General features: G+C 60.0%; 12 protein-coding genes, 4 pseudogenes and 1 riboswitch. Of the genes and pseudogenes, 6 read left to right on the top strand and 10 right to left on the bottom strand.

Going from position 1 to position 22,642, the window contains the following annotated elements:
• Nucleotides 1-1,841: 1,841 nt before the first annotated feature.
• Nucleotides 1,842-1,937, top strand: a riboswitch (cyclic di-GMP riboswitch).
• A gap of 59 nt (nucleotides 1,938-1,996) precedes the next feature.
• On the top strand, nucleotides 1,997-4,558 hold the full coding sequence (locus CKO41_RS15295; protein WP_200382954.1) for a LamG-like jellyroll fold domain-containing protein: 2,562 nt from the start codon (nucleotides 1,997-1,999) through the stop codon (nucleotides 4,556-4,558).
• Between the two features lie 80 nt (nucleotides 4,559-4,638).
• Here CKO41_RS15295 and CKO41_RS19195 read toward each other — a convergent pair.
• Nucleotides 4,639-4,749 (bottom strand): annotated as a pseudogene (locus tag CKO41_RS19195) (hypothetical protein); the annotation flags it as partial.
• 709 nt (nucleotides 4,750-5,458) lie between these two features.
• On the opposite strand from CKO41_RS19195, the gene CKO41_RS15290 reads away from it, so the two are divergent.
• Together CKO41_RS15290 and CKO41_RS15285 are read left to right on the top strand one after the other, a co-directional pair.
• On the top strand, nucleotides 5,459-6,706 hold the full coding sequence (locus CKO41_RS15290; RefSeq protein WP_200249249.1) for a right-handed parallel beta-helix repeat-containing protein: 1,248 nt from the start codon (nucleotides 5,459-5,461) through the stop codon (nucleotides 6,704-6,706).
• 141 nt (nucleotides 6,707-6,847) lie between these two features.
• Complete coding sequence (locus tag CKO41_RS15285; protein WP_200249251.1) at nucleotides 6,848-8,104, top strand: hypothetical protein; 1,257 nt, start codon at nucleotides 6,848-6,850, stop codon at nucleotides 8,102-8,104.
• Between the two features lie 119 nt (nucleotides 8,105-8,223).
• On the opposite strand, the gene CKO41_RS15280 is transcribed toward CKO41_RS15285, so the two are convergent.
• The 6 genes from CKO41_RS15280 to CKO41_RS18955 all read right to left on the bottom strand — a co-directional run bounded on the left by CKO41_RS15280 (nucleotide 8,224) and on the right by CKO41_RS18955 (nucleotide 14,540).
• A complete protein-coding gene (locus CKO41_RS15280) occupies nucleotides 8,224-9,396 on the bottom strand; it encodes a glycosyltransferase family 4 protein (RefSeq protein ID WP_200249254.1) in 1,173 nt (390 codons plus the stop codon).
• A gap of 27 nt (nucleotides 9,397-9,423) precedes the next feature.
• Nucleotides 9,424-10,305, bottom strand: coding sequence for a glycosyltransferase family 2 protein (locus CKO41_RS15275; protein ID WP_200249257.1), 882 nt, complete (start codon nucleotides 10,303-10,305; stop codon nucleotides 9,424-9,426).
• A gap of 29 nt (nucleotides 10,306-10,334) precedes the next feature.
• The gene (locus CKO41_RS15270) at nucleotides 10,335-11,645 is read right to left on the bottom strand and encodes a putative O-glycosylation ligase, exosortase A system-associated (RefSeq protein WP_200249266.1); all 1,311 of its coding nucleotides are present in this window, start codon (nucleotides 11,643-11,645) and stop codon (nucleotides 10,335-10,337) included.
• Nucleotides 11,646-12,175: 530 nt separating this feature from the next.
• Nucleotides 12,176-12,880, bottom strand: a complete 705-nt coding sequence (locus CKO41_RS15265; RefSeq protein WP_200249268.1) for a class I SAM-dependent methyltransferase — start codon at nucleotides 12,878-12,880, stop codon at nucleotides 12,176-12,178.
• 194 nt (nucleotides 12,881-13,074) lie between these two features.
• A complete protein-coding gene (locus CKO41_RS15260) occupies nucleotides 13,075-14,103 on the bottom strand; it encodes an IS630 family transposase (protein ID WP_200382953.1) in 1,029 nt (342 codons plus the stop codon).
• A 98-nt stretch (nucleotides 14,104-14,201) separates the two neighbouring features.
• Nucleotides 14,202-14,540 (bottom strand): IS4 family transposase, encoded by a 339-nt coding sequence (locus CKO41_RS18955; protein ID WP_276568957.1) that lies wholly within the window; start codon nucleotides 14,538-14,540, stop codon nucleotides 14,202-14,204.
• Nucleotides 14,541-15,302: 762 nt separating this feature from the next.
• On the opposite strand from CKO41_RS18955, the pseudogene tnpC reads away from it, so the two are divergent.
• The 3 genes and pseudogenes from tnpC to CKO41_RS15240 form a co-directional block, all read left to right on the top strand.
• A pseudogene (gene tnpC / locus CKO41_RS15250) lies at nucleotides 15,303-16,679 on the top strand (IS66 family transposase); the annotation flags it as partial.
• Between the two features lie 155 nt (nucleotides 16,680-16,834).
• The gene (locus tag CKO41_RS15245) at nucleotides 16,835-17,641 is read left to right on the top strand and encodes a tyrosine-type recombinase/integrase (RefSeq protein WP_242464364.1); all 807 of its coding nucleotides are present in this window, start codon (nucleotides 16,835-16,837) and stop codon (nucleotides 17,639-17,641) included.
• 176 nt (nucleotides 17,642-17,817) lie between these two features.
• A pseudogene (locus CKO41_RS15240) lies at nucleotides 17,818-18,042 on the top strand (transposase domain-containing protein); the annotation flags it as partial.
• Between the two features lie 6 nt (nucleotides 18,043-18,048).
• On the opposite strand, the pseudogene CKO41_RS15235 reads toward CKO41_RS15240, so the two are convergent.
• The 3 genes and pseudogenes from CKO41_RS15235 to CKO41_RS15225 all read right to left on the bottom strand — a co-directional run.
• A pseudogene (locus tag CKO41_RS15235) lies at nucleotides 18,049-18,198 on the bottom strand (transposase DNA-binding-containing protein); the annotation flags it as partial.
• A gap of 529 nt (nucleotides 18,199-18,727) precedes the next feature.
• Nucleotides 18,728-20,092 (bottom strand): glycosyltransferase, encoded by a 1,365-nt coding sequence (locus tag CKO41_RS15230; RefSeq protein ID WP_200382950.1) that lies wholly within the window; start codon nucleotides 20,090-20,092, stop codon nucleotides 18,728-18,730.
• Between the two features lie 497 nt (nucleotides 20,093-20,589).
• Nucleotides 20,590-21,465: a glycosyltransferase gene (locus CKO41_RS15225; protein WP_200382949.1), complete on the bottom strand. Its 876-nt coding sequence runs from the start codon at nucleotides 21,463-21,465 to the stop codon at nucleotides 20,590-20,592.
• Nucleotides 21,466-22,642 lie beyond the last annotated feature (1,177 nt).

The following is a 22,642-nucleotide window of genomic DNA, read 5'->3' as shown; positions in this document are numbered from 1 at the left end:
GTTACAGGACCAGCCAGCCGGATGGCGTCCTCCATGAACTCCTTCGTGTACTTCTTACGTCTCTCCATCTCTCACCTCAGCCAGGGGCATTCTCCCTTAACCGAAGTGTCTGCTGCCATTAGACCACCTCATCAGCGCCTCGCCAGCGGCATAGCGACGCCGGTCATCCTCGGACGACGAACAGCAGCACACCTCATCGTCCCTTCGTGCCGCTCAACATAGCCCCGTAAAGCGTTCATTGCGCCACCTTGCGATACCTGGCGCCAAGAAGCGGAATATCATAATGATGGCAGACTTACACAGAAAGCACATCAACTAATGCAATTAACTTGTTGGGGGATCGCTCCTAAAGTCTAAGGTCTTTCGCCAAAAGTTGGGACGTATCGCGCAACGCATCTCAAGCTCTCAATTTACACCATAGCTTGTCACTCCGGGGTCGCGCTGTCACCCTTACCCGCCATGCCGCCGACACACAACGGGCCAGCAGGACAAGACGAGCTGCCCCGTGACTGGCGAGACAAGCCCCCGGCCGTTCAACCTCGGCGTGCCACCCGCGCTCGTGTGCACTCGCTGGCAGGATCAAGGTAGCCGCCGCTGCCGGGCTCTGGATAGACCAGTACCTGAGGTTACCTTGGCTCGCCCCGGGGCACTGGGTTGTGCTCGAGACGTAGAAATCCATCTGCCGCACTACCGAGTTCACGACTGGGCACCCGCGCATCGGTGAGATGGCGGGCTTCGCAGCCAGCTACGCCGACTCGCCGTGTCGTCCGGAACGCATCCCGGACCAAATCGACCAGATGCACAGGCTGTCCACGCTAGCCGTCGCTCTCCTTAAGATGCCACACGGATCCTGCCTGGGCACTCCCGATGCGCCTGCACAGATTCCCTGCACTGATTATGAAAAAATAGGGGTTTACCCTTATCTCGGGATCGCGTAAGTTACCGCCCGTCGCCTACTTCCCGACGCTTGTCGGCGCCAATTCCCCTTCGGCTTGTCAAGGGCTGGCGCCACGAAAGGCGGCGGCCGCATAACGTCGCCGAACCGTCGACGCAGCTCCAAACCCTAGGCGGCGCAGCTTCGGCGCTGCCTGCTGGGGGACCACAGCCTGCTTGGTCGTGGGAGCCGCGCACTGGGATTCCGCAGAAAGAAGCTTGCGACGCACCATGGCGCTGCGCGACGTGGGCTATGCCATGGGTTGCCATCAGGCGTCCGGCGTGCGCACGTACCACCCACGCCTGGACGGTCCGGGACGAAACTTCGTCAGATCTTTGCCATAAAGCGCGCAAGGGAATTTCGCGCATGTACGCACCTTGAACAGAGGGGGGGTTGTTGTGTTCATCGATCGATTGCGGCAGCGTGGGCTAACACCTGCGCCCACGAATTCTGTCTGCATCTCGCGCCTGGGTCACCGCGCCCTAGGCGGGGCACCCTTCGCCGGCAGCCCGCGTTTTCCTTGGGGCATGACGTCGGCCACCAACGGCTACCGCCACACCTCCGGCGCCGCATCGGCTACCTATGCCAAAAGCACTGCCGCAGCGGGCAAGAGAACGAATAACTTCCATCTCTCGCATCCGTCGCACTGCTGTGAAGGAAGGAACGCTGATGCCCCGATGCGGCCGCCGCCAGCCTGCGCGCGGACCGACTGCCGACCTTGCCCAGCAACGCTTTGCTTACCGGACGAATTTGATCCCGCCACAACGCCATTGACCTTCCTCAACCCGCCTGCCAGAGGGCGAGGGGCACACGGTGCACGCGATGCGTGACTCTCCACCGCAAGCTTGGCGATGCGAGCGATATCGCAGTTTTTCATTGTGAGGGCAGCTATCTTTCCTTTTGCTTGCTCCGACAAAGGCAAAGCGCTCCGAAAGGGCGCGACGCAAAGCCACTGGCCTAAGTCCCTTCTTCTCTCTCGGGATACGGCAGCAGGGTTGCCGGCTCGCAGCGCCTCTTGGTGCCAGCGTGCTCGGCGTTTGGCTACCAACAGGTGAACGAATCATGAAAATTCCCTACATTCCAGGCTCCAATCGGGGTCTCTCCGAGGGGCGGCGGCACCTGCCGATCGCCTGCGTGATTTTCTTAACGCTTACTCAGGCCGTCGCGGCCCAAGCGGCGACTGTGTCGCTCGCTTGGGACCGGGTCAACGACGATCGCGTTGCCTTGTATCAACTGAGGTTCGGCACGAACGCCGACTACGAAAACACTGGAGGTTTGGTCGAGACAGCTCAGACACAGCCGACCAACAACACCCCAACTGCGAGGACCCCGGATCTGTCCGCGGGGACCTATACCTTTGCTGTCCGCGCCTGTAACTCGGAGAAGACGCTCTGCAGCGCGTTCTCGGACCCGGTGAGCAAGACCATCGACCCGGCGCCGTCTGACACCACGGCCCCGACGGTGACGGCGTTCAGCATCCCGGCAACGGCCAACACGCTCACCGTGCCGATCACTACGTTCACGGCGACGGACAGCGTCGGAGTCACCGGGTACTTGGTCAACGAATCCTCCAGCAAGCCTTCGGCGACGGCCGCCGGTTGGAAGGCAGCGAAGCCCACCTCTTACACCTTCGCGAGCCCGGGCAGCAAGACCCTCTACGCTTGGGCCAAGGACGCGGCGGGCAACGTCTCGGCGAGCCGCAGCGCTCAGGTCTCGATTACCCTGCCCGACACCACGGCCCCGACGGTGACGGCGTTCAGCATCCCGGCAACGGCCAACACGCTCACCGTGCCGATCACTACGTTCACGGCGACGGACAGCGTCGGAGTCACCGGGTACTTGGTCAACGAATCCTCCAGCAAGCCTTCGGCGACGGCCGCCGGTTGGAAGGCAGCGAAGCCCACCTCTTACACCTTCGCGAGCCCGGGCAGCAAGACCCTCTACGCTTGGGCCAAGGACGCGGCGGGCAACGTCTCGGCGAGCCGCAGCGCTCAGGTCTCGATTACCCTGGAGCGGGTTGGGCTGGTCGCCGCCTACGGCTTCGAGGAGACCGGGGGCAACGCCACGGATGTCTCCGGCCTCGGACATGATGGGCTGATCAGTGGCGCCACGCGGGTAGCTGGCAAACACGGCCAAGCGCTCTCCTTCAACGGCAGCAGCAACTGGATGACGATTGCCAACAGCGGCGCATTGGATCTGTCCGCAGCGATGACCTTGGAAGCATGGGTCTACCCCAAGAATCTGGGCGATCGCCAGCCGATTCTGGCCAAGCAGGGGACGACTCAAAGCGGTCCGAAGCGCGGATTCATGTTCGCTGCGGGTGATAGCGGCCGGTCGGGCAAGCTCGAGGCCGAGGTATTCAAGGATGACAAAACGAAGACCTCGCTGCTCTCCGACTCTTCGCTGAGCACCAACACCTGGCAACATGTCGCTCTTGTCTACAAGTCCGCAGGCGATGGTGCGTCGACCATGACGCTCTACATCAACGGCGTGGCCAGAGGCTCGCTGACGAACGCGATCGCTCCAGTCCAAAGCAACAACCAACCGCTCGAGTTGGGCCGGTACTATTGGAGCAGCAGCTACAACCGCTACTTCAACGGGCTCATCGATGAAGTGCGCATCTACAACCGCGCGCTCACGGCGGCAGAGATCCAGGCCGACATGACGGCACCGGTTGGAGCGCAAGCGCAAAGTAATACGACTACCGCAACCGCACAGCTGACATCGGAGACCACGTCGGCAGGCGCGATCGTGAATGGCTCCGCGGCCACCGCTGCTGCGCTCGGCACTGCGGAGGATATGATCGACTCGCCCGCCCAGGTGTTCAATTCGCTGCCGATGGAGGTTGGCGAGATCGCGCTCGACCATGCATGGCAATGGATCGACTTCCAACGCGAGTACATGGATCCGATCGTGATTGCCGGACCACCGAGCGACTACGACGGTGACCCGGCTGTGGTCCGTATCCGAGACATCGATACCAGGGGCTTTTGGGCTCGAATCCAGGAATGGGACGATCTCGATGGCATACACGAAGGCGAGGTCGTCGGCTACATGGTCATGGAGCGGGGGCGTCATCAGTTGCCTCACGGCGCTTGGGTCGAGGCGGGACGGTTAGAGACCGACAAGACAAACGCCTTTACGTCGGCCGTTTTTGGGAAGCGCTTTGGTACGGCGCCGGTGGTGCTAACGACGGTAACCAGCGACAATGAGGGTGACGCCGTCGCAGCCCGCGTTCAGCGGATTAACCGCAGGGGCTTCCACGCTGGCCTGATTGAGCAGGAGCAAAACATCCAAGAACACCTCGCCGAGCACGTCGACTATATTGCCTGGGAGGCATCCCACGGCGTGCTGGATGGCTTGAGCTACGAGGTGGGACGCACCGGACATGAGGTGACGGACGGTGGCCTTACACTGCTCTATCAGTACCCGTTTGCCACACCACCGATCCTTCTAGCGAACACCCAGTCCGTCAACGAAAACGATAGCGCAGGCCTACGTTGGCAGAACAAGGACTTTGCCGCGGTTGATCTCTGGGTCCAAGAGGAGCAATCGAAGGATGGCGAGACAGACCATTTAGGAGAGGACGTCGGCTACGTCCTGTTCGGCATCGCGGACCGATAACCGAGGCTGATGTCTAAGGTTAGATCGTGCGAGCGTGGCTCCACGATCTAACCTTGAGCCTAACCGCATTTCACACATTTTCACGACTGATTTGCGTCCCTGGCATACCGGAGGCCAGCGGCGAACTTGGTGACGAGCCGCAGCCCGAGCCAGATGCTCTTCACACGCGGATCGCCGACACGCTTGCGCCGGAGGAAACCGCCCCAAGTGGGAGCTCAAGGGCAGTGCCTCGTTGAGACGCCGGAACTGCTTGGCAGTCTTCTCTTGCCTAGGCTGGAGACCCAGCCCCACGAACGTTTCGCTTCGTGTCCGGCTTTAAACCTCTGAGGTCGTACGAAGGTGTGCTCGCCGCTTACTCACTGGATCAAGGCAGGGCCGCAAGTATGGCAACATCGAAAGCAACGGCTCTGAAGCGTTTTTTGCTCTGTTCCGTTTGGGGTGGGCCGGCAGCGCGTGTAAGGCAGTGCTGTATCTCGGCCACCGTGGCTCTGGTGCCGCCGGAGGAAACATCGCGGGCCACTTACCGTCTCTCTGCTCCGACCGCCGTAGACCCGCCAATGCCGCGGCCGCCGGCACCCCGCGCCCCGCCGCTACCAATTTGGAAGGCGGTCGCGAGCCGTCCCATCGCGACCAACCTAGCTCGATATCCGCATGTCCCTGCATGTCCGGACCTCCCGGAATCGGCGGTACAGCAGCCAAAATGTTGGGCGTTCTCCAACCCGACCACTGTATTACTTACGAACGTCATTCCGCCAAATCAATCGCTTATCGGTCGCCATTGACTGCCAAAATGTCCAAAGCCTAAAAATACATCGTTAATTCAACGCCGTATTTTGGATAGCGCGCCCGGGAGGCCTGATGTCACCTGCGACCGTTACCATACGCAAGAGTAATTTAGCCATGCAATCTCTCCGCATCCTAGCCACCCTACGACAGTTGCTCCAGGCTATACCGCTCACCGTCGGGCTGATCGCCGGGGCCGCACAGGTCGTTCACGCCGACTCCATCACCGTCGCAACCGCAGCCGAACTCCAAAGCGCCTTGGCTAGCGCCAACAGTGCCGGAGGAAACAGAACGATCTTCCTGCGGGATGGTACCTACACGCTCTCCGACACGCTTTACGTGAACGCGCCGAACATCACTATTGCCAGCCAATCGGGAAACCGCACCGCCGTCATCATCCAAGGCGATGCGATGAGCAGCACCGCCCGTGTCGGCAACGTCATCCGCGTCGCGGCCAGCAACTTCCAACTCAGCGGTGTAACCCTACAGCGAAGTCGGTGGCACCTCATCCAGATCGCCGGCGAAACGAATGCAGACTACCCCGTGATTCGCAATTGCGTACTCCGCGACGCCTTCGAGCAGATGCTCAAGGTGACCCTCGACCCCGCCAACCCGAGCATTACGTCTGATAACGGTTTAGTAGAGAACTGCGTTTTCGAATACACCGCAGGTATCGGCCCCCAATACTACATTGGCGGAATTGACGCCCACGGCGCCAAGAACTGGGTAATACGCGGAAATACCTTCCGCAATATCATCAGCCCTTCGGCGACAGTTGCGGAGTTCGCCGTGCACTTCTGGAATGGCTCTGCCAATAATACCGTCGAAAAGAACACCATCATGAATTGTGACCGTGGAATTGGCTTCGGAATGGACGGTCGTGGCAACACAGGCGGCGTCATCCGCAACAACATGATCTACCACGCCGGTGATGCTGGTTCGTATGCCGACACCAGCATCGCCTTGACCGAAAGCCCAAATACTGGAGTCTACAATAACACCATTTTCATGGAGAACAGCTTTCCCTGGGCGATTGAGTACAGATTTGCCTCGACTCAGAATGTATTGATTGCCAACAATCTGACGAACAGGCCCGTGATGAGTCGCGACGGCGCCTCCGGCACCGTTGCGAAGAACGTTTCCAACGCTGCAGCAAACTGGTTCGCCAACACAGACAGCGGCGATCTTCACCTGGCTTCCGCGGTGAGGGGCGTCGTCGCGAGCGGACAGAGCATCACCGGATTGACGGAGGACTTCGACGGGCAGGCGAGGCCGCCCACGAGCATCGACATCGGCGCCGATCAGCTTGTTTCAGGCCCCACGGATCTGCCGCCCCCAACCAATCTTCGCGTCATAACACCGTGAAGGTGTCGAGCACGCCCATCGAACACAACCCACATTGAGCGGCGCCGACCATCCACGCGCTGCGTGTTAGCGTACCCACTGCTCTTCCGAAGCAGAGCGCCGCTGGCGCTTTACCGGGCATTTCTTGAAATGGAGCACATCATGAAGACCACCTTTCTTTCCGGATACCGGGCCCGCCTGGCGCGGAGACGCGTTACGCCAAACCCGGCACATTCAGCCCTGCTGATTGCGCTTGGGATTCTCGGCCTAGGGACTGATGCCGCAATGGCTGGACAGCGTATCCAGTCGACGGACCTTACATACCTCGGCACAATCAATATCGCACACAACGATGCAAGCTGCGGCAGTTCGCCGAATGCCCGCGCCACGGGTCTGACCTTCAATCCGTCGGGCAATGGCGGGGCAGGCAGCTTCTACATCTCCGGGCGCAGGGACACACACTGCGTTGCGGAAATCACGAAGCCGGCGGTTGGCGGCACCGCGACGTTCATTCAGAACTACACAGATCCAACCAATGGTACGTGGAGCCGGATCGGCGACTGTTACAACGGTTGCTTTATCGGCGGCCACCTCGTCCATAAGAACAATCTCTACGTGACCGCGTTCGTCTACTACGACGCCGCCTATACTGGAACTCGTTCGCTCTGGCGCCACAGCCTAACACTCGGCAACCACAGCGGCATGGTTGGCCCCGTAGCCGCGGGACCGGGCAACCAGGGCATGTACAATCAGTACATGGACAACGTGCCAACCGAATTCCAGGCGATGCTCGGCGGACCCGCGGTGATCGGGGGTTGCTGTTTCTCGATCATCTCGCGGACCTCCCTCGGACCAGCGCTCTACGCCTTCGATCCGGAGCAGCCCGGCACGGTAACAGGATTGGTAGGCTATCCCGACGGACATCACACCCTCAACAGTTGGGGTGCCAGCGGATCACATCCGGAAGCGAATCCGACGACTAAGATGGGCGGAGTCAGTTTCGTGGAGGGTACCGATACGGTACTGTTCGTCGGGACCACGGGGAAAGGCGAGTACTGCTACGGCGGATCCGAGTGTAACGACCCCCAATACCCAGACACCAAGGGCACACACGCCTACCCCTACGTGCATTACATGTGGGCCTACGACGTCGACGATCTTGCGGCCGCCAAGTCCGGCACGAAACAGATGTGGGACGTGCTACCGTACGCGCATTGGGAATTGTCTAGTCTCGGCAACGCAGGAGACGAATGGTCCGCCCTCGGCGTAGCGTTCGATCCGACTGCAAAGCTTCTCTATGTGCTGAAGAATCGTGAAGGCGGCGGTTCCGCGTGGCCCCAACTCCACGTCTATGGAGTCAACGTAACAGGCACGAGCGCCGCGCCCTCGACCCCGTCCGGCTTGAAGTTCGTTCCCTGAGACTCTCGCCACGTTCCGGCCGGTTGCACCGGCCGGAACACATCCTCGCGGCGACGGCTCCAGAACCCCACAGTCTGCCCCGCTCGTAGCATCCACCACGAACACCCTGACGCCCACGATCAGGGATCAGGCCACTCGTCATCAAGGCATGCCGGAGGAGCTTGGCCCGCCCGCCGCACGGCGGAACGATAGACTCGAAGGTGCCGATCCGCGCTCTCCTTCCACGAAAAGCGACGAGCCCACGCACGCCCGTACCCCATACCGCCGCCGCGGCCTGGACCCAGCCGATGCGACAGTATCCGTCGACATGTTTCGACCCAGGCATCGAGATTGTCTGCCGGAAGTACCTCGGCACCCGGACCCTTCAACTCGGAAAGGCTGGAAAGATCGCTGAACAGAACCGGCGTACCCACCGCCTGAGCCTCAAGGGCCGGGAAGCCGAAGCCTTCGAAAAGCGTAGGATAGAGAATCAGTTCGGCATGCTGATAGAGGCCAGGCATGTACCGCTCTGGAACGAAAGGTAGAAAGGATACCCGACCGGCGAGCCGCGGCGCCAGCGTCGCCATGGCGGCTCGCCTTTCCGCCTCACCGAAGCCACAGACCAAGAGCTTGTGTTCCGTGGTCTCCAGTGCCTCATATACCCGTAGCGCCCAGCCGAAACGCTTTCGTTCGATCGCCCCACCGACGTATAGCAGATAACGGGCGTTCCCAATTATCGCGGTCACCGAATCCGGCCGGGGAAATTCGCCCGCATCAAGGTAGATGTCCGAAACACCGTGCGGAATCACATGCAGCTTTTCCGCCAGCCAAGGCCACATGTCGAGGATGTCGCGCCGCGACGACTCGCTGATCGTGATGATCGCCGCGGCACGCCGGTACGCACTCGGCAAAAGATGGTGACGATACCAGTATGCGTAGCCATTGAGCGGCGAGCGCCATGGCAACATGTCATGTATCGTGACCACCGTGGGCACGGGCTGCCAGAAAGGCAAGCTGGTCGCAGTACAATGCAGAAGATCGACCTGACGGCGACGTGCCCGCAGCGGCAGGCCGATCTGTTCCCAGGCGTGGAAGCGATGGCCTCGGAAATCGAACAACTCGGTCGACGCGGAAACGCCCGCTGGCGCGTGGAACTGGCTCTCGGGCCGATCGCCAAAGAACTGCCATCGCATAGACGCCGGTGCATCCACATGGCATATGAATTCTGCAACGTACTTGCCCATCCCGCGCAAGTGATCGGTATTGAGGCAGCGCGCATCAACGCCGACGAAGAAATCCTTCTTGGCTGTCAATCTGCCCTCCAATTCGCCGAATTCCCGTCAATAGGGGACACCGAAGGGAATCAGGGCCGCCTTGACTAGATTCTTCCAAGCCCGCGCGTCTCCCGGCCGATGCAGCAGAGAGTTAGCCGCGCAGTTCATTGCGAACCTCCAATCGCCCGCACTGGCGGCAAAATGGCTCGTCACCTGAAAAGCCGAAGCTAGTGCTCGGGAGCGCATCCGCATATGCGCTCGGCCAACGCCACCGGGCCCGAATGCCTCTTCAATGATTCGTAGGCGCGCGCTCAAGGTCCGGCGACTCATCGCTGACTTCGATCTCTTATGAAACCGATAACGGACGACCGGCTCGGCCAGATAGCCGAGATCATGCGCCGCGCAAATCCTAAGCCATAAGGCCCAATCCTCACAGGTGACATAGCTTTCGTCGAAGCCCCCGAAACGACTGAAGACATCGCGGCGTACCATGACAGTCGAATTGGTGATGAAGTTGATCACCAGCAAGGGTTCGAGCACTTTACCCGCATATGGGGGCTCGAAGCTGCTCCGCAGTATCTCCCTTTCGAGGGCATCGCCAAAACACACCGAATCGGTGTGCGAGATTGCGAAGCGTCCGCAGGCCGCCAGTTGTCTTTCCACCTTCTCGGGCAACCAGACATCGTCAGCGTCGAGGAAGGCGATCCACTCGCCATGCGCCGCGGCGACACCCGCATTGCGCGCACAAGCGCTGCCTCGGTTCTGCTGGCGAACCACTCGCACCTTATCGCCATAATTCGCAAGGATCGCCATTGTCCGATCCGTGGAGCCATCGTCTACAACGATGACCTCGCAGTTCGCGTAGGTCTGTTGCAACGCGCTGCTGAGTGTCTCGCGAAGGTAAGCTTCGGCATTGAAGGCCGGAATGATGATACTGACAAGATCCATGCAACTCCTCGACTCCGGATGGGGCGGACCTAGACCGGCGAGGAAGATCGCGCGCCAGCTCCCATTGATCGATCGTGGCCCGCCGAATCGGAACGCCGCGCCAGTTCCGCCTCGGTCAGCGGCCTCAACATCGTCCCGTAGAAGATGGCATACCACGGGAACTCGATCCAAAGCATGTTCAGGAACGCCGCTCCAAATAAGTAACCGACATAGCCGCAGAACAGCCAATACGCAGTGTCACGGACCCATACAAGATCCGGGTGCCGGTCGACAACCGGCACCATCATCCGCCAGGTCTTGAACAAGGACCGCAGGCCCATCACCGCAAAGGTCAGGTACAGGAAAAGCCCCGGGAAGCCCAGTTCGCCGAGCACCTGAAAATACACGCTGTGCGCGACCCGAACCTGCACATCGGTGCCGATCGCATGATTATACGGCACATGGTTCTCCGGCCCCACACCAAAAAACGGAAATCGCAACGCCTCCTGCCACGAAAGACCCCAGTTCTCGAATCTTCCCCTGGCCGACCCGTCGGCAGCGAGCTCGCCGATTGTGCCCAACCGGTCGAAATATTCACTTGGAACGATGAGGTAGGCCATGCCTGCCAAGCCAAGCAAGATTGCCAAGTTTCGCAGGGGTCGATGGCTCAGCGCCGCGCCCAATACCAGAATCACAGCCAGCGAGGCCAGCGCACCACGCGACTTCGTGAAGACAATGGTCATGAGCACGAACGCAACGGACCCTAGGAATAACATGCGAATCAGCCGATGCCGTGGCAAGGTGCTACGAAGGCCGAGCAAAATCGCGACGACCAAGCAAAGCACCAGTCCGAACACGTTGTTGTCCCCCACGAAGCCCGGGATCTGCTGCGTGACATGGGCGCCCCCTTGCAGGGCGAGAGATACGCCCGTCTTGAAGGCGTTGACTCCCAGACCGCCGGCCGAGGCCCAGAATACCCATTTCAGGAGCCTCAGGTCCCGGATCGTGGCGAAAAGCAGGATCGGCGCTACCCACATGGATGGCACGAACCGCGAATAGGTCTGCCATGCGACATCCGGATCAAACGCAAACATCGCGCTCAGCGTGATCCACAGCAATAGGCAGATAAAGACGATTAGGATCGAGGGAAATTTCGGCCGAAATTGTCCACGCAGGATATTTGACAGGATCGCCACGCCCAGAGCCAGCGCGAATAAGGGCGCCGAATTCCATACGCCATAAGAAAAATCGTATGGTCTTTGGAACCAGATCCAGTTGAGCACGACGATCGATCCTGGCGCCGAAAAGACCCCCCAGATCAACCCCGCCGGGATCATCAAGCTCAACAAGAGATCGCGCACTCTCGCTCCTCCTCCGGAAAACGAATCGCTTGGCTCGCGTGAGGGTGAGCACCCAGGGCATGAATGGATGCCCCAAGCGCTCGATCAGTGAAGACTCAAGAGAAGGATTGCAGCCATGAACCCGAACCCCGATGCCAAGCCTGTGCGCATATCAGATCCACAGGCGCACAATGAATCGGTGCGGCCGCGTGGCTTCCGCGCACGATTGAGTCGCAACCAGAAAGCAAGGCTCCCAATGACTCAGGCACGATGCGGCAAAGAACAGGACATAGAGAAAAGCCAGTCTATTCTCGAACCACGCGTGTTCGACCATACTGGATCGCCGGGATTCTTACTCCTGGCCAAATTAACCTCTTGGTTCCTAGCGGGCGCGCACGGATAGATAAACTCTACCGGAAGGACCCACTCGATGCGTTGGGATCGATCGAATAGGAGGTGTTGGCTAGTCGTTCGAGTGTTTCGCGAAGCGGGGCTGAAGGTAGTATGGCCATTCGAATTCCAGATCCGCGGGACGGTAGTGTTGGAGGGACTCATTTAATGCCGATGACTGCCACGTTACTGGCAGTCCGGTACAAGTTTGGGCCTGATGCTGTGGTGTTCAGCATATGCACGATTCGACAATGTTCTTGGATCAGCTTTAGGCTGTCGAAAACAGAGTAAGAATAAAAAAGCCCGTCCCCTTCCGTTATCGAATAACCTCTTCCACCCGTCTTCAGATAGTTGGCAACTCCCCACAATCCAACATCCCGCAAGAGTTGCTTTATTAGCCGCATAGGCGCCGATCCTCCGCCGAAGTTATTGGAGTCGGAAATGAAAATCGCCTTGCGGGCGACGCGCAGCATTTCTGCGACCACGCGATTGGGATCGCGAACATGGTGCAGCACGCCGACTTCGCAAACAAGGTCGAACTCACCATCCGAAAACTCAAGATTGTAGCCGTCCCCATCAATTAGGTCAGCGACGGGAATTCCCTTTTGGTGTCCAACGTTCCGGAGCTCCTCGACAGGCTCGACCCCAACGACTCGCAAATTGGGGCTGACTTGACGCAGGAAAGTCATGGCCCTGCCGGTGCCTGCTCCCACATCCAGCACCGATCCGACTCCAATTTGTCCCAGCATCCCATGCAGGAATGATAATGCAACAACATGCTCTGGGTCGTCGTGAAGTCGATCGTACCGTGCGGCGATACTCGTGTAACGGTTGCGCTGAATCGTCTTTTCATCATCAGAATACATCGTTGCCCCCATGTAGGCGGTATCCCAGCCTTAGTTGAAGGTTCGAGGCGGCGTCTTTCTCGTAGATCCGAGGGACTCAGGTCTGACAACCATGGAAACTCAAGGAGGGGAAGCAGCAAAGCAAGATCGTCAGGGTACAGTCTTCCGCGGAATTATTTATGGCTTAAGACATGTGGCACGAACCGCTCGATTCATCACTTTGCATAGGAGCATCGCGGAGCGGCCCCCTGCCATGTCCTATAGATCTGGTCGCGCAGGTCATCGAGCGAGCGGATGAAGCTCGCCGAGATGACGCGCTTGATCGTCTTCCAGATGAGCTCGATCGGATTGAGGTCTGGCGTGTACGGCGGGAGGAAGACGAGCTCGATGGCGTTGTCCTGGGCGGCCTGCGCGACCTCACCCGCATGATGACTACTGAAGTTATCGAGGATGACGAGGATGGCGCGATATCCGGGGTTGGCCGCCCGGATGGCGGCGAGGGACTCAGCGATCGGCCGCTGCGTGGAGCGCGGCAGGAAGTCCTGCACGCTCTCCCCGACCAGAGCGTAGAAGCCGATGGTATTGGCTTTCACCCGCGTGGTGTTCTTGATGATTCCCCCGCGACCGAAGTGCCACACCCGAGCAGTGTTGGCCGTGACCCGACGGCTGGCCTCGTCGAGGAAGCCGATGGCGATCTCCTCATCGCTCAGCCCCTGCGCGCGCAAGCGTTCGTAGGCCGTGATCAAGCGCTCCTCGAGCTGCGCCTCGGCGTCCTTCGGGCGCCGACTGTCGCGCGGATAGGGTTTGCCAAAGTGCATCCCGAGCTTCGCGCGCAGGATGCGCGCAACCTGACTCTCGGAGAGTTCCACGCCGAAGTGCTCACGGATCAGTGCACGCACCTCGCGCGTCTCGCAGAGCGGGCGCTCTTCGAGCAGCGCCTCCAGGACGACCAGGTCGCTGTCGTCAAGCGACGGAGGGCGGCCCGGTTCGCCGCCGGTCTCGGTCGGATGGCAAACCCCGGGGTAGCCCCGCTCGCGCCAGGCCCGCACCCAGACGTAGACGGTCGATTCAGGCACATCGACCATGGCGCAGATCTGCTTGAGCGTCAACGACCGCGGCAGCTCCGCGAGCAGTTTCAACACGAGCAAGCGCAGGCGCACCATCGGATCGCTTTCCTGCCCCAGGCATTCACGCAGCAGTTCAGGATTCGGAATGTCAATGCGACGACTGCGGGTCATCTTCATCACCTCCGATCAATGCCATCCGTCTCGATTAAACTATAGAACAAAATGCTGTTTACTATAAGACGCTCAGTAATGAAGTGGCGCTCAAGGCCTCCCCTTCACACAACTCGTAGCGCATAAATCTCGGCGGCGTACCGCAAGCCTGCGCCGAAGTCCATGACCGGGCGCAACCCCAGCCAGCGGATCTTCACTCGCGGTTTGCCATCGCCTGTGCGCCCCAGAAAGCTGCCGTCCATCTTGCCGCCTCGTAGCACAGTTTGGCATCCAGGTCCGGGCAGGTGCGGCCCCACCGCGCCAGCCGCGCAAGCGCTAGGCCACCACCATGACCACGGCCAGCAGCACGCTCTAGGCGCTGCAACGTGCCGAGTGGCAGGGCCTCCTCCCGGCAGCCGTTCTTGGGCACGCGAGAGAACATCTCGATCTCTGGCCTTGCTCATAATTCGGCCACCAAACGAGCTTTCTGCCCGCAAAGCCACGTCAAGCGACTGATATTAAGTGGCGTTTGCGGCCGACCCGATGTCATGAAGGGGGTCTTGGTCGGAGTTATGAACAAGGCCCGATCTCCCAGTGCGCCCGGTACCACTCGGGCAGTTCGACGGCTTCGTCGAGGGTGGTGGCCTGCCGATTGCGTAGCAGGCGCCACTCGACGGGCTGCACCCTGGGCGGCGCCCCACTCTGGGGGCGAGGATACAGGTTACCTCCAGCGCGGCGCCGTGACCATCGCGCAGCCGCGCGTGCTGGGCCCACACTTGCCGGCATACCTGCCCGCGCCGGCAGCGTAAATCGGATGCCACCGAAGACCGGGGCCACGCTCGCGCGCCCAAATCCACGCGCCCATTGCCCTCAGCGGTTCGCGAGCCGTTGTCACCGGGTAGGTCGAAGCAAGTACATGCCCCACTGGCCGTCGAAGCTCGGCGGTCCGGGCTGCGCATCCTCTCCTCACCCTTGAAATCCACCTCGGTCGGATCCTGGGTTTACGCCACCACCGCGTACTCGCCCATGCGCGCCCCGGTGTTTCTGCAATCCGGGCTCAGGATGCCTTCCCAAGTGACCGCCGGTTGGACGAGAAAGCCTAACCGGTCACTCAGCGGCGTCCTTTTCCGCCCGCGCGTGGTGCGGACAATGGCTCCTGTCATCGATCACGACAGGAGGCCACCATGGCAACGACGACCCGCGCACGGCGCAGCCGTGCCGCCTGGCAGGCCCTGATTGCCCATCGCCGCCACACCTCTCGCGACACGCCTGCCAAGGAGGATGAGGAGGCGCTGTTCTTCGATCCCGCGCAGGTTCCGGTCGAGGTCATCGTGGCGCCCAATCCCGAAGCCGAGACACTTGACCCCGCGGACTACGAGGTCATCGGCGAGAAGGTCAGCCACCGCCTCGCCCAGCGCGCGAGCAGCTACGTCATCCTCAAGTACGTGCGCCCGCTGATCAAGCGCCGCGACGATCAGCGCCTGCACTGCCCGCCGGCCCCGGTGGGCGTGCTCGCAGGGGGGCGGGCCGATGTCAGTTTCCTCGTCGGGCTGGTCATTGATAAGTTCCTCTATCACCTGCCGCTGTATCGCCAGCACCAGCGCCTCGTGGCGGCCGGCATCGAGGTCTGTCGTCAGTGGCTGACTCAGCAGGTGCTGGCCGTGGCCTTGCTGCTGGCCCCGATCGTCGCGGCCCAGTTGAGCGGGATCCGCGCCGCGCGGGTCAAGGCGATGGATGAGACGCCGATCAAGGCCGGGCGCCAAGGGCCGGGGAAGCTCAAGCGGGGGTATTTCTGGCCCATCTGGGGCGATACCGATGAGGGTGGGGGCGGCGACATCGTCTTCCTCTACCTACCCTCGCGTGCGGCGATGCCTGTGCGCCCAATCTGAGATCAGGGGCTCGGGGACAAACGGGTCGCCCGCGAGGTGCTCATCAGCGATGGCTACGAGGTCTATGCGCGCTATGCCGAACGCGCGAGCCTCACACATGCACAGTGCTGGGCGCATACCCGACGCACCTTCGAGCGCGCCAAGGACATCGAGCCGACGGCCGTCGCTGAGGCCCTAGAGCGCATCGGCGCCCTCTACGCCTGCGAGAAGGCGTTCCGCGAGCAAGGGCTCAGCGGGGCGGCCAAGCGCGACTATCGCCTCACCCACGCCAAGCCCGTCGTCGAAGACTTCTTCACCTGGGCCAAGGTCCAAATCGAGCGCGCCGCGCTGCTGCCGAGCAATCCGCTAACCAAGGCGCTGCACTACAACCTACAGCGCCGTGAGGCCTTGAGCGTCTACCTCGACGACCCCGATGTGCCGATCGACACCAACCACCTCGAGCGTGCCCTGCGCCCGATCCCCATGGGGCGCAAGAACTGGCTGTTCTGCTGGACCGAGGTCGGCGCCGAGGCCGTCGCCACCCTTCAGAGCCTGATCGTCACCTGCCAGCTCCACGACATCGACCCCTACGTCTACCTCGTCGACGTGCTCCAGCGCATCGACCAGCATCCGGCCTCCGAGGTCCACCTGCTGACCCCGCGGCTGTGGAAGCCGCACTTCGCCGACAACCCGCTGCGCTCGGACCTCAGCCGATCGGCGCCGGTGGCGCAATAACGCCGCTCAGTTGCCGGTTACGTGCTGCAACAGCACTTGAGCGCCCGCACGATCGCCAGCTACCGCGATACCTGCCGCCTCTTGCTGCGGTTTGCCGAGGCGTCCCTGGAGCGCGATGTCCGAACCCTCTGTCTGCGTGATCTGGATGCGCCCCGTTGCTGGCATTCCTCGATCACCTCGAGACGCAACGCCAGAACTGTATCCGCAGCCGCAATGTGCGTCTGGCGGCCATTCGAGCGTTCCTGCACTACGCAGCGCTGCAGGAGCCGGCCGCTTTGGCGCAGGTCCAGCGGGTCCTGGCGATCCCGATGAAACGCTTCGCGCGGCCCTTGGTGGGCTTTCTCTCACACGAGGAAATGGAGGCCATCCTGAGCGCCCCCGATGCCCAGACCTGGGCGGGACGCCGCGATCGCCTGCTGTTGCTGCTGCTCTATAACACTGGCGCCCGCGTCTCCGAGCCCATCGCCATCCAACGTCGGGATGTCGATCTGCAGCACAGTGGCGCGGTGCATTTGCACGGAAAGGGACGCAAGGAGCGCGTCCTGCCCTTGTGGAAACGAACGACGGCGCCGTTACGTGCTTGGATGAGCACCCTCCCCATCGAGCCAACCCAACCATTGTTGCCGAATCGCTTCGGTCAGATGATGAGCCGCTCGGGCGTGGAGGAGCGCTTGCAGCGCGCCGTCACGGCCGCCGCAGCGACCTGTCCAGCATTGCGCGAGCGGAAGGTCCCGCCCCATGTCGTGCGCCACTCCACCGCAATGGCGCTGCTGCAAGCTGGCGTCGATTTGGCGGTGATCGCCTTGTGGCTCGGCCATGAGGGTGTATCGACCACCCATCACTACCTCGAAGCTGATCTGGCCATGAAGGAGCGGGCGCTGGCCACGCTACAGCCACCGGAGACGAAGACACCGCGCTTTACGCCAAGGGCCGATATCCTCGCCTTTCTCGACAGCTTGTGATTATGCGGAGCTCCCGTTGCCGCTGAGCCGCTTGACCACGTTAGCTCGCGGTCTGACGGCAGCGCGAATCCGGCGTTCACGTCGGGCCGTAACAGCCCTTACCGGGCAACTGCGCACAATCGGCACGTGCGAATAATTGCGCTAATGCCCAGCTGGGCATTAGCGCAAGAACTGACTGGACCGAGGTCGGCGCCGAGGCCGTCGCCACCCTCCAGAGCCTGATCGTCACCTGCCAGCTGCACGACATCGACCCCTACGCCTACCTGGTCGACGTGCTCCAGCGCATCGACCAACATCCGGCCTCGGAGGTCCACCGGCTGACCCCGCGGCTGTGGAAGCAGCACTCCGCCGACAACCCGCTACGCTCGGACCTCCGCCGATCGGCGCCGGCGACGCAATAACGCCGCTCAGTTGCCGGTTACGATAAAGCGGCAGGCCGCTTGCGCTTCGACCCAGCCGCCGCAGGCGCCGGCGATGCTCGCGTTCGGCTTGACGGCCTGTTGCTCCGCCCGCTCATTCAGCCACTTGCCTATCAGGTCGCTATCCTCCAATTCCCCCGCTGCCCAGCCGAACCCGCGCCCCTTGTGGCCATTGGAGCCGGGATACTACGGCAGGGCATTGAACCTCCTTCTAATGGGATGCTCTCAACCTTGCATGTCCTGTCCACGTCAAGTCCGGGTTAGCCTCGCAAGGACACAGCATAATACGGCGATCGCCGGGCCTCCGGCAGACCCTTCGCACGACGCGCAGACCGCATCCTTCCGACCGATCCTCAGCAGGCTGCTCTTTTTCGACTCCGTTACGACCCCAATAGCTTGCCGCCTGTATCCACCCGCGCCCCCGAACCGCCGGCGTTCCACCCAAGACTCAGGAGCGAATCGTTGACCCGTTAACCTCAACTGACCTGGAACGGCAACATCCGCTCTACATCGCCCACCGCATCACCCACGATCACGCCACGCGGTTGCCATACCTTATAATTTTGGTAGTCTCCCCCTACCTTCTTGCCAATGCTCGCCGAGCAGCGCCATTCAGCGAGGGCCTTGGGGCACGCCCCGTGGAGGCCGGCCAACTGAGGCGTACCATCTAGCCGGTATTCCGAATGGTCGAGTGCAGAAAGGCGTAGTCAGCGCCGAACCGCGAACCCTCGGAATGGTCCCAATAGCGCTGGGAATCCAGTTGGCTCAACTTGACGGCGACCTTTCCTTCCTCCCACGGTTCCTTGGCCGAGCGGCACCACGAGCCGATCGTGCGATCGACGATGCGCGTGGCGATTTGCGGGCTCATGTTTGCCAACACCCACTCTCGAGGACTCAACTCAACCGGCCCACGCGTCAGTTCCAACAGCTTCCCGGCTAGATCCGCTTCGGAAGCGAAGCACCCGGTGCGCTCGTTGATGTATGGATACCGGTAGCCGTAGTTGAATCCTAGCCTCACCACTCCCGGCACACCAGCAAAGAACCCTTCGACGATAGCCCGATTGACGCCTTCTCTCCTCGACCAAACAACATTGACCCTCGCGCGGTTATAGTGCCGATTCACCTCCTCTGGCGTGATCCGCTCGTACACTTCGACTTGGTCCGCCACACCGTAATACCGAGCCGCGTCATAGATACCCCCAAGTGACCAATCGTTCGCGTAGCCGATAAGAATGGTTTGAAGGCGCTCTCCGCGTTCACGGAGATGCCTAAGTGCTGCGAGCAGTCGCGCATGGCGCTTGAATCGCGCCCACGACGCAACCATTATGACATCGGCGTCCTTTGTAACCCCAGGCAATGGCCTGAAGACGCGGTGGTCCACCCACCAGTTGGCAGCGGTGTCAACCGGAATCAGATTCGACCCGAGACGCGAAATAAAGGCACGGTCACGGGGCTCATACGCCTGAACGAACACAGGAAAGTCGTAAACAGCGAAGCAAAGAATGTCAAGGTCGCAATAACCCGACCAACTCGGTTCAAGCAATATGTGGTATCGGCGCGCGATTGCAGGAACGTCGAAGCAACGCGCAAACAAGGGAAACACGAACGAATAGTCCAGCGACACAAGTCCTTTTTCGGCGCCGGCTGGAGACTTAAGGACGAGAATGCGAGACCCGAGCAGACGTCCAGGGTCTCTGAAGAACACTTCCGTGCTGCCCGTGGGGCCAAGATCCGCCAAGTAATCACTTAGGAGACTCCGATCTCTCGAGATCACGACCCCGATACGACGCTCGATTGCCTTGTCAATGGAAGGTCCCATCGCTCTTCGATGAAGCGATACCTCCAGCCTGAGCGCTTTGCCTGGTCTTCCCGATCGGCGAAGAAACCAGCCGGCCAAGAGTGCCCCCATCGCGATCAGGCGGCGCAGGAAGGATGCATCAAAGCTCACATACTCCTTCAGTCGCTGGCGACTCAGTTCGAGCATTACCTTCAGCCTTCGATCGAGCTGAAGTGATTGATCAGAGTCGGGCAATATAGTCTCCTGCGCGGCCAATTGCGTTCACTCCCCAAGGCGACCTGGAAAAATTGCCATCCGGGCAGTTTTTCAAGACGCGAAGCGAAAATGCGATTTCCGTTGTCGCACCATTTTCAGTCGCTTAGGCGACCGAAAATGTCGCGGTATCCTTCCCCACGCCGCGAGTGCGTTGCACGTAGGAACTAGACAACCCAACTGGCTCGGTCCATGCCACCGCGCGAAAATAGTCGTCGCGTTATAGACCGATAATCCAGGGGTGGCGGCCCAGGGGAAGATATGGGGAGATATGGACCAGGATTCAAGGATCGAACGGTAGTGGTAGCGCTCCGATTGTTCCGCCGACATGGTCTTCCGGCAAATCCTTGTGTTTAGGGCATCTTGTGGCGAATACCGTCACCGGGGTGCCGAATCCGGCGAGAGGAGCAACCTGAGCGGAGGTTCAACTCCCCGAGGCTGCTCGTGCTTGCCTGGCCGCCAGGCACACCCGCACACACCTAGTAATGACCCGGTGCACTACCGGCGATCTGCACACGACGCAACTCTTCAACATACCGCGACCCCAGGTGTTCACACATGGTTTGAGCGATGTCAGATACCTGTCGACGCCAATCGTATTCACTTGCCCTTCTTCTTCTTCCTGCAATCAACTCCGGGCTATTTTCTTCCACAGATAGGCAGCGAGCAATCGCTTCCGACCATTCCTCCGCCGTCCGAGCGATCTTCACCACGTCTCGATACATATTGATCGATGGAATCGGCACTCCCACAACTGGTCGGCCCGTTGCCAAGTATTCATTGATCTTTAACGGGTAGATGAATTTCGAGTAGCCGTCGACGACATAGCATAGAGTACCAACGTCAAAGTGTTGCGCATAGGCAGGCAATTCTTCTTTGTGCTTTCCGCCAAGAAAATGCACATTGCTTTTCTTCTGAACCCTTTCCAGCAAACCCTCGATAGCACTAACATTTCTCATTGGGCCGACAAAAACAAACGACCATTCTGGATGCAACTCCGCAAGCTTGATATAGATCTCAAAATCAAGTTGCTCTTTGATGATACCCATATACCCAATTCTGGGCCGCGGAATATTGCTCAAATCCGCTGGCTCAGAAGCAGGAGAGGAAAAGGCCTCATAGTCAACGCCATTTGGCACGTACCGCGTATTGCGGTTGAGGCGTCCCTTCTTCTCCATAAGAGCCGGGGAATGTATAAAAACCTGATCGACTCTATGAATCAAGGCCGATTCTTCCTCAGAAATATCTTGCTCCGTCGACGAAAAAGAATACTCGTCATCAATATGATAAAACGAAAACTCGAAGTTTATCAAATCGAGAGCCGATCCAAACTCCGGGCGCCAAATATAGAGCAAGATGCGACTGCAGCCCCTTTCTTTTAGGATTGCAGCCGCCTGCCGTAGCCGCTCGCGCTCCATTAAACGAGCGACAACGCGCGGTCGGTACAAAAACGGCAACCACCGACCAGGAGTGTACACTAACAAACTCCCAGCCTCTTCTAAAGCCGACTTAAACGCATGGTTACTCTTGCGGAGCCAATAATCTCTCCACCCATCCGGACTATTGCACCAAACAACTCTAAAATATCTAGTGAGCCTGGTTAAAACTTGCTGCCTAACCTGCCACAACTCTCCCCATCGGCCGGGGACGAGGGCCAGTACTCCCACATCCGGAAACAGTGGACCGTCGGGATTGTTGTTCGCTGTGCGCGCTGCCGTCGTAGGTACCTTCATCCTTCTCGTGCCTCCAGAAACGGCGAAGACTCGATTCCACCGTCCGTTATGCTCTTTATGTCGCGTCATACTTAGCTCCTAACAATCTGGCAGTTATCGGAACTCTCCGACATCGCGCTATCCTCGCTGTAATCTGAGCTTCTATAACTGGCTGGAAAACATTTTCGATGAGAACACCCTACTCTCGTTTGTTGTAGCCGACTTCCGTGCGGCAGAGTGCGGGCTCGGCACAAGGTGTTGGGCGGTTTTTCGGCCAGTCCCGCGTCGACAATACGGCGTTTGAGGAGCGAGATCCGCGTCGACAATACGTTCCTTTGAGGAGCGAGATCCGCGATGTCTGTCGTTCGAAGTGGCCAGAATATTTAGGTCACGCGTTATTTGGACCGTCCGTCGCCATCGTATCGAAAGATAGCTATAGTTATTGAGTTATTGCAAAGACCATATCAAGGCGGCACCCGCGCAGAAGGCCTTGAGCATAATAGTTAATGTTATCGGCAGTCGCCTAGGGCCTATGATCTAATCGATGCGGATAATAGGTCTCGCAACGGTGTCCGGCTCCAAAAGCCAGGACCTGTTGAATGAGGTCCCCTCTCGGGGACCTGGAACGCCGTAGGCGAGCGCGGCACGTCTCCGGGGGTTTTTTGGCCCGCAGTGGATGCAAAGCCTCTGAACGGGGCGATCGAGAAACGCAAAAAAATCTCGCCATTCGAGCAAAAAAGACTTGACAAGAGGTCTCCAATGAGGTCGCGCTGTGTATTGTAAAACAATCACTTAGCGAGACTCATATGATCCTCGGTCG

The organism is Thiococcus pfennigii (assembly GCF_016583835.1).
Taxonomy (GTDB): Bacteria; Pseudomonadota; Gammaproteobacteria; order Chromatiales; family Chromatiaceae; genus Thiococcus; species Thiococcus pfennigii.
This window is presented reverse-complemented; position numbering and strand designations above follow the sequence as displayed.

What these genes read in the sequence shown, in the direction of transcription:
- CKO41_RS15295 (WP_200382954.1), top strand. Translation starts at nt 1,997, where the DNA reads ATGAAAATTCCCTACATTCCAGGCTCCAATCGGGGTCTCTCCGAGGGG.
- CKO41_RS15290 (WP_200249249.1), top strand. Translation starts at nt 5,459, where the DNA reads ATGCAATCTCTCCGCATCCTAGCCACCCTACGACAGTTGCTCCAGGCT.
- CKO41_RS15285 (WP_200249251.1), top strand. Translation starts at nt 6,848, where the DNA reads ATGAAGACCACCTTTCTTTCCGGATACCGGGCCCGCCTGGCGCGGAGA.
- CKO41_RS15275 (WP_200249257.1), bottom strand. Translation starts at nt 10,305, where the DNA reads ATGGATCTTGTCAGTATCATCATTCCGGCCTTCAATGCCGAAGCTTAC.
- CKO41_RS15265 (WP_200249268.1), bottom strand. Translation starts at nt 12,880, where the DNA reads ATGTATTCTGATGATGAAAAGACGATTCAGCGCAACCGTTACACGAGT.
- CKO41_RS15260 (WP_200382953.1), bottom strand. Translation starts at nt 14,103, where the DNA reads ATGAAGATGACCCGCAGTCGTCGCATTGACATTCCGAATCCTGAACTG.
- CKO41_RS18955 (WP_276568957.1), bottom strand. Translation starts at nt 14,540, where the DNA reads ATGAGCAAGGCCAGAGATCGAGATGTTCTCTCGCGTGCCCAAGAACGG.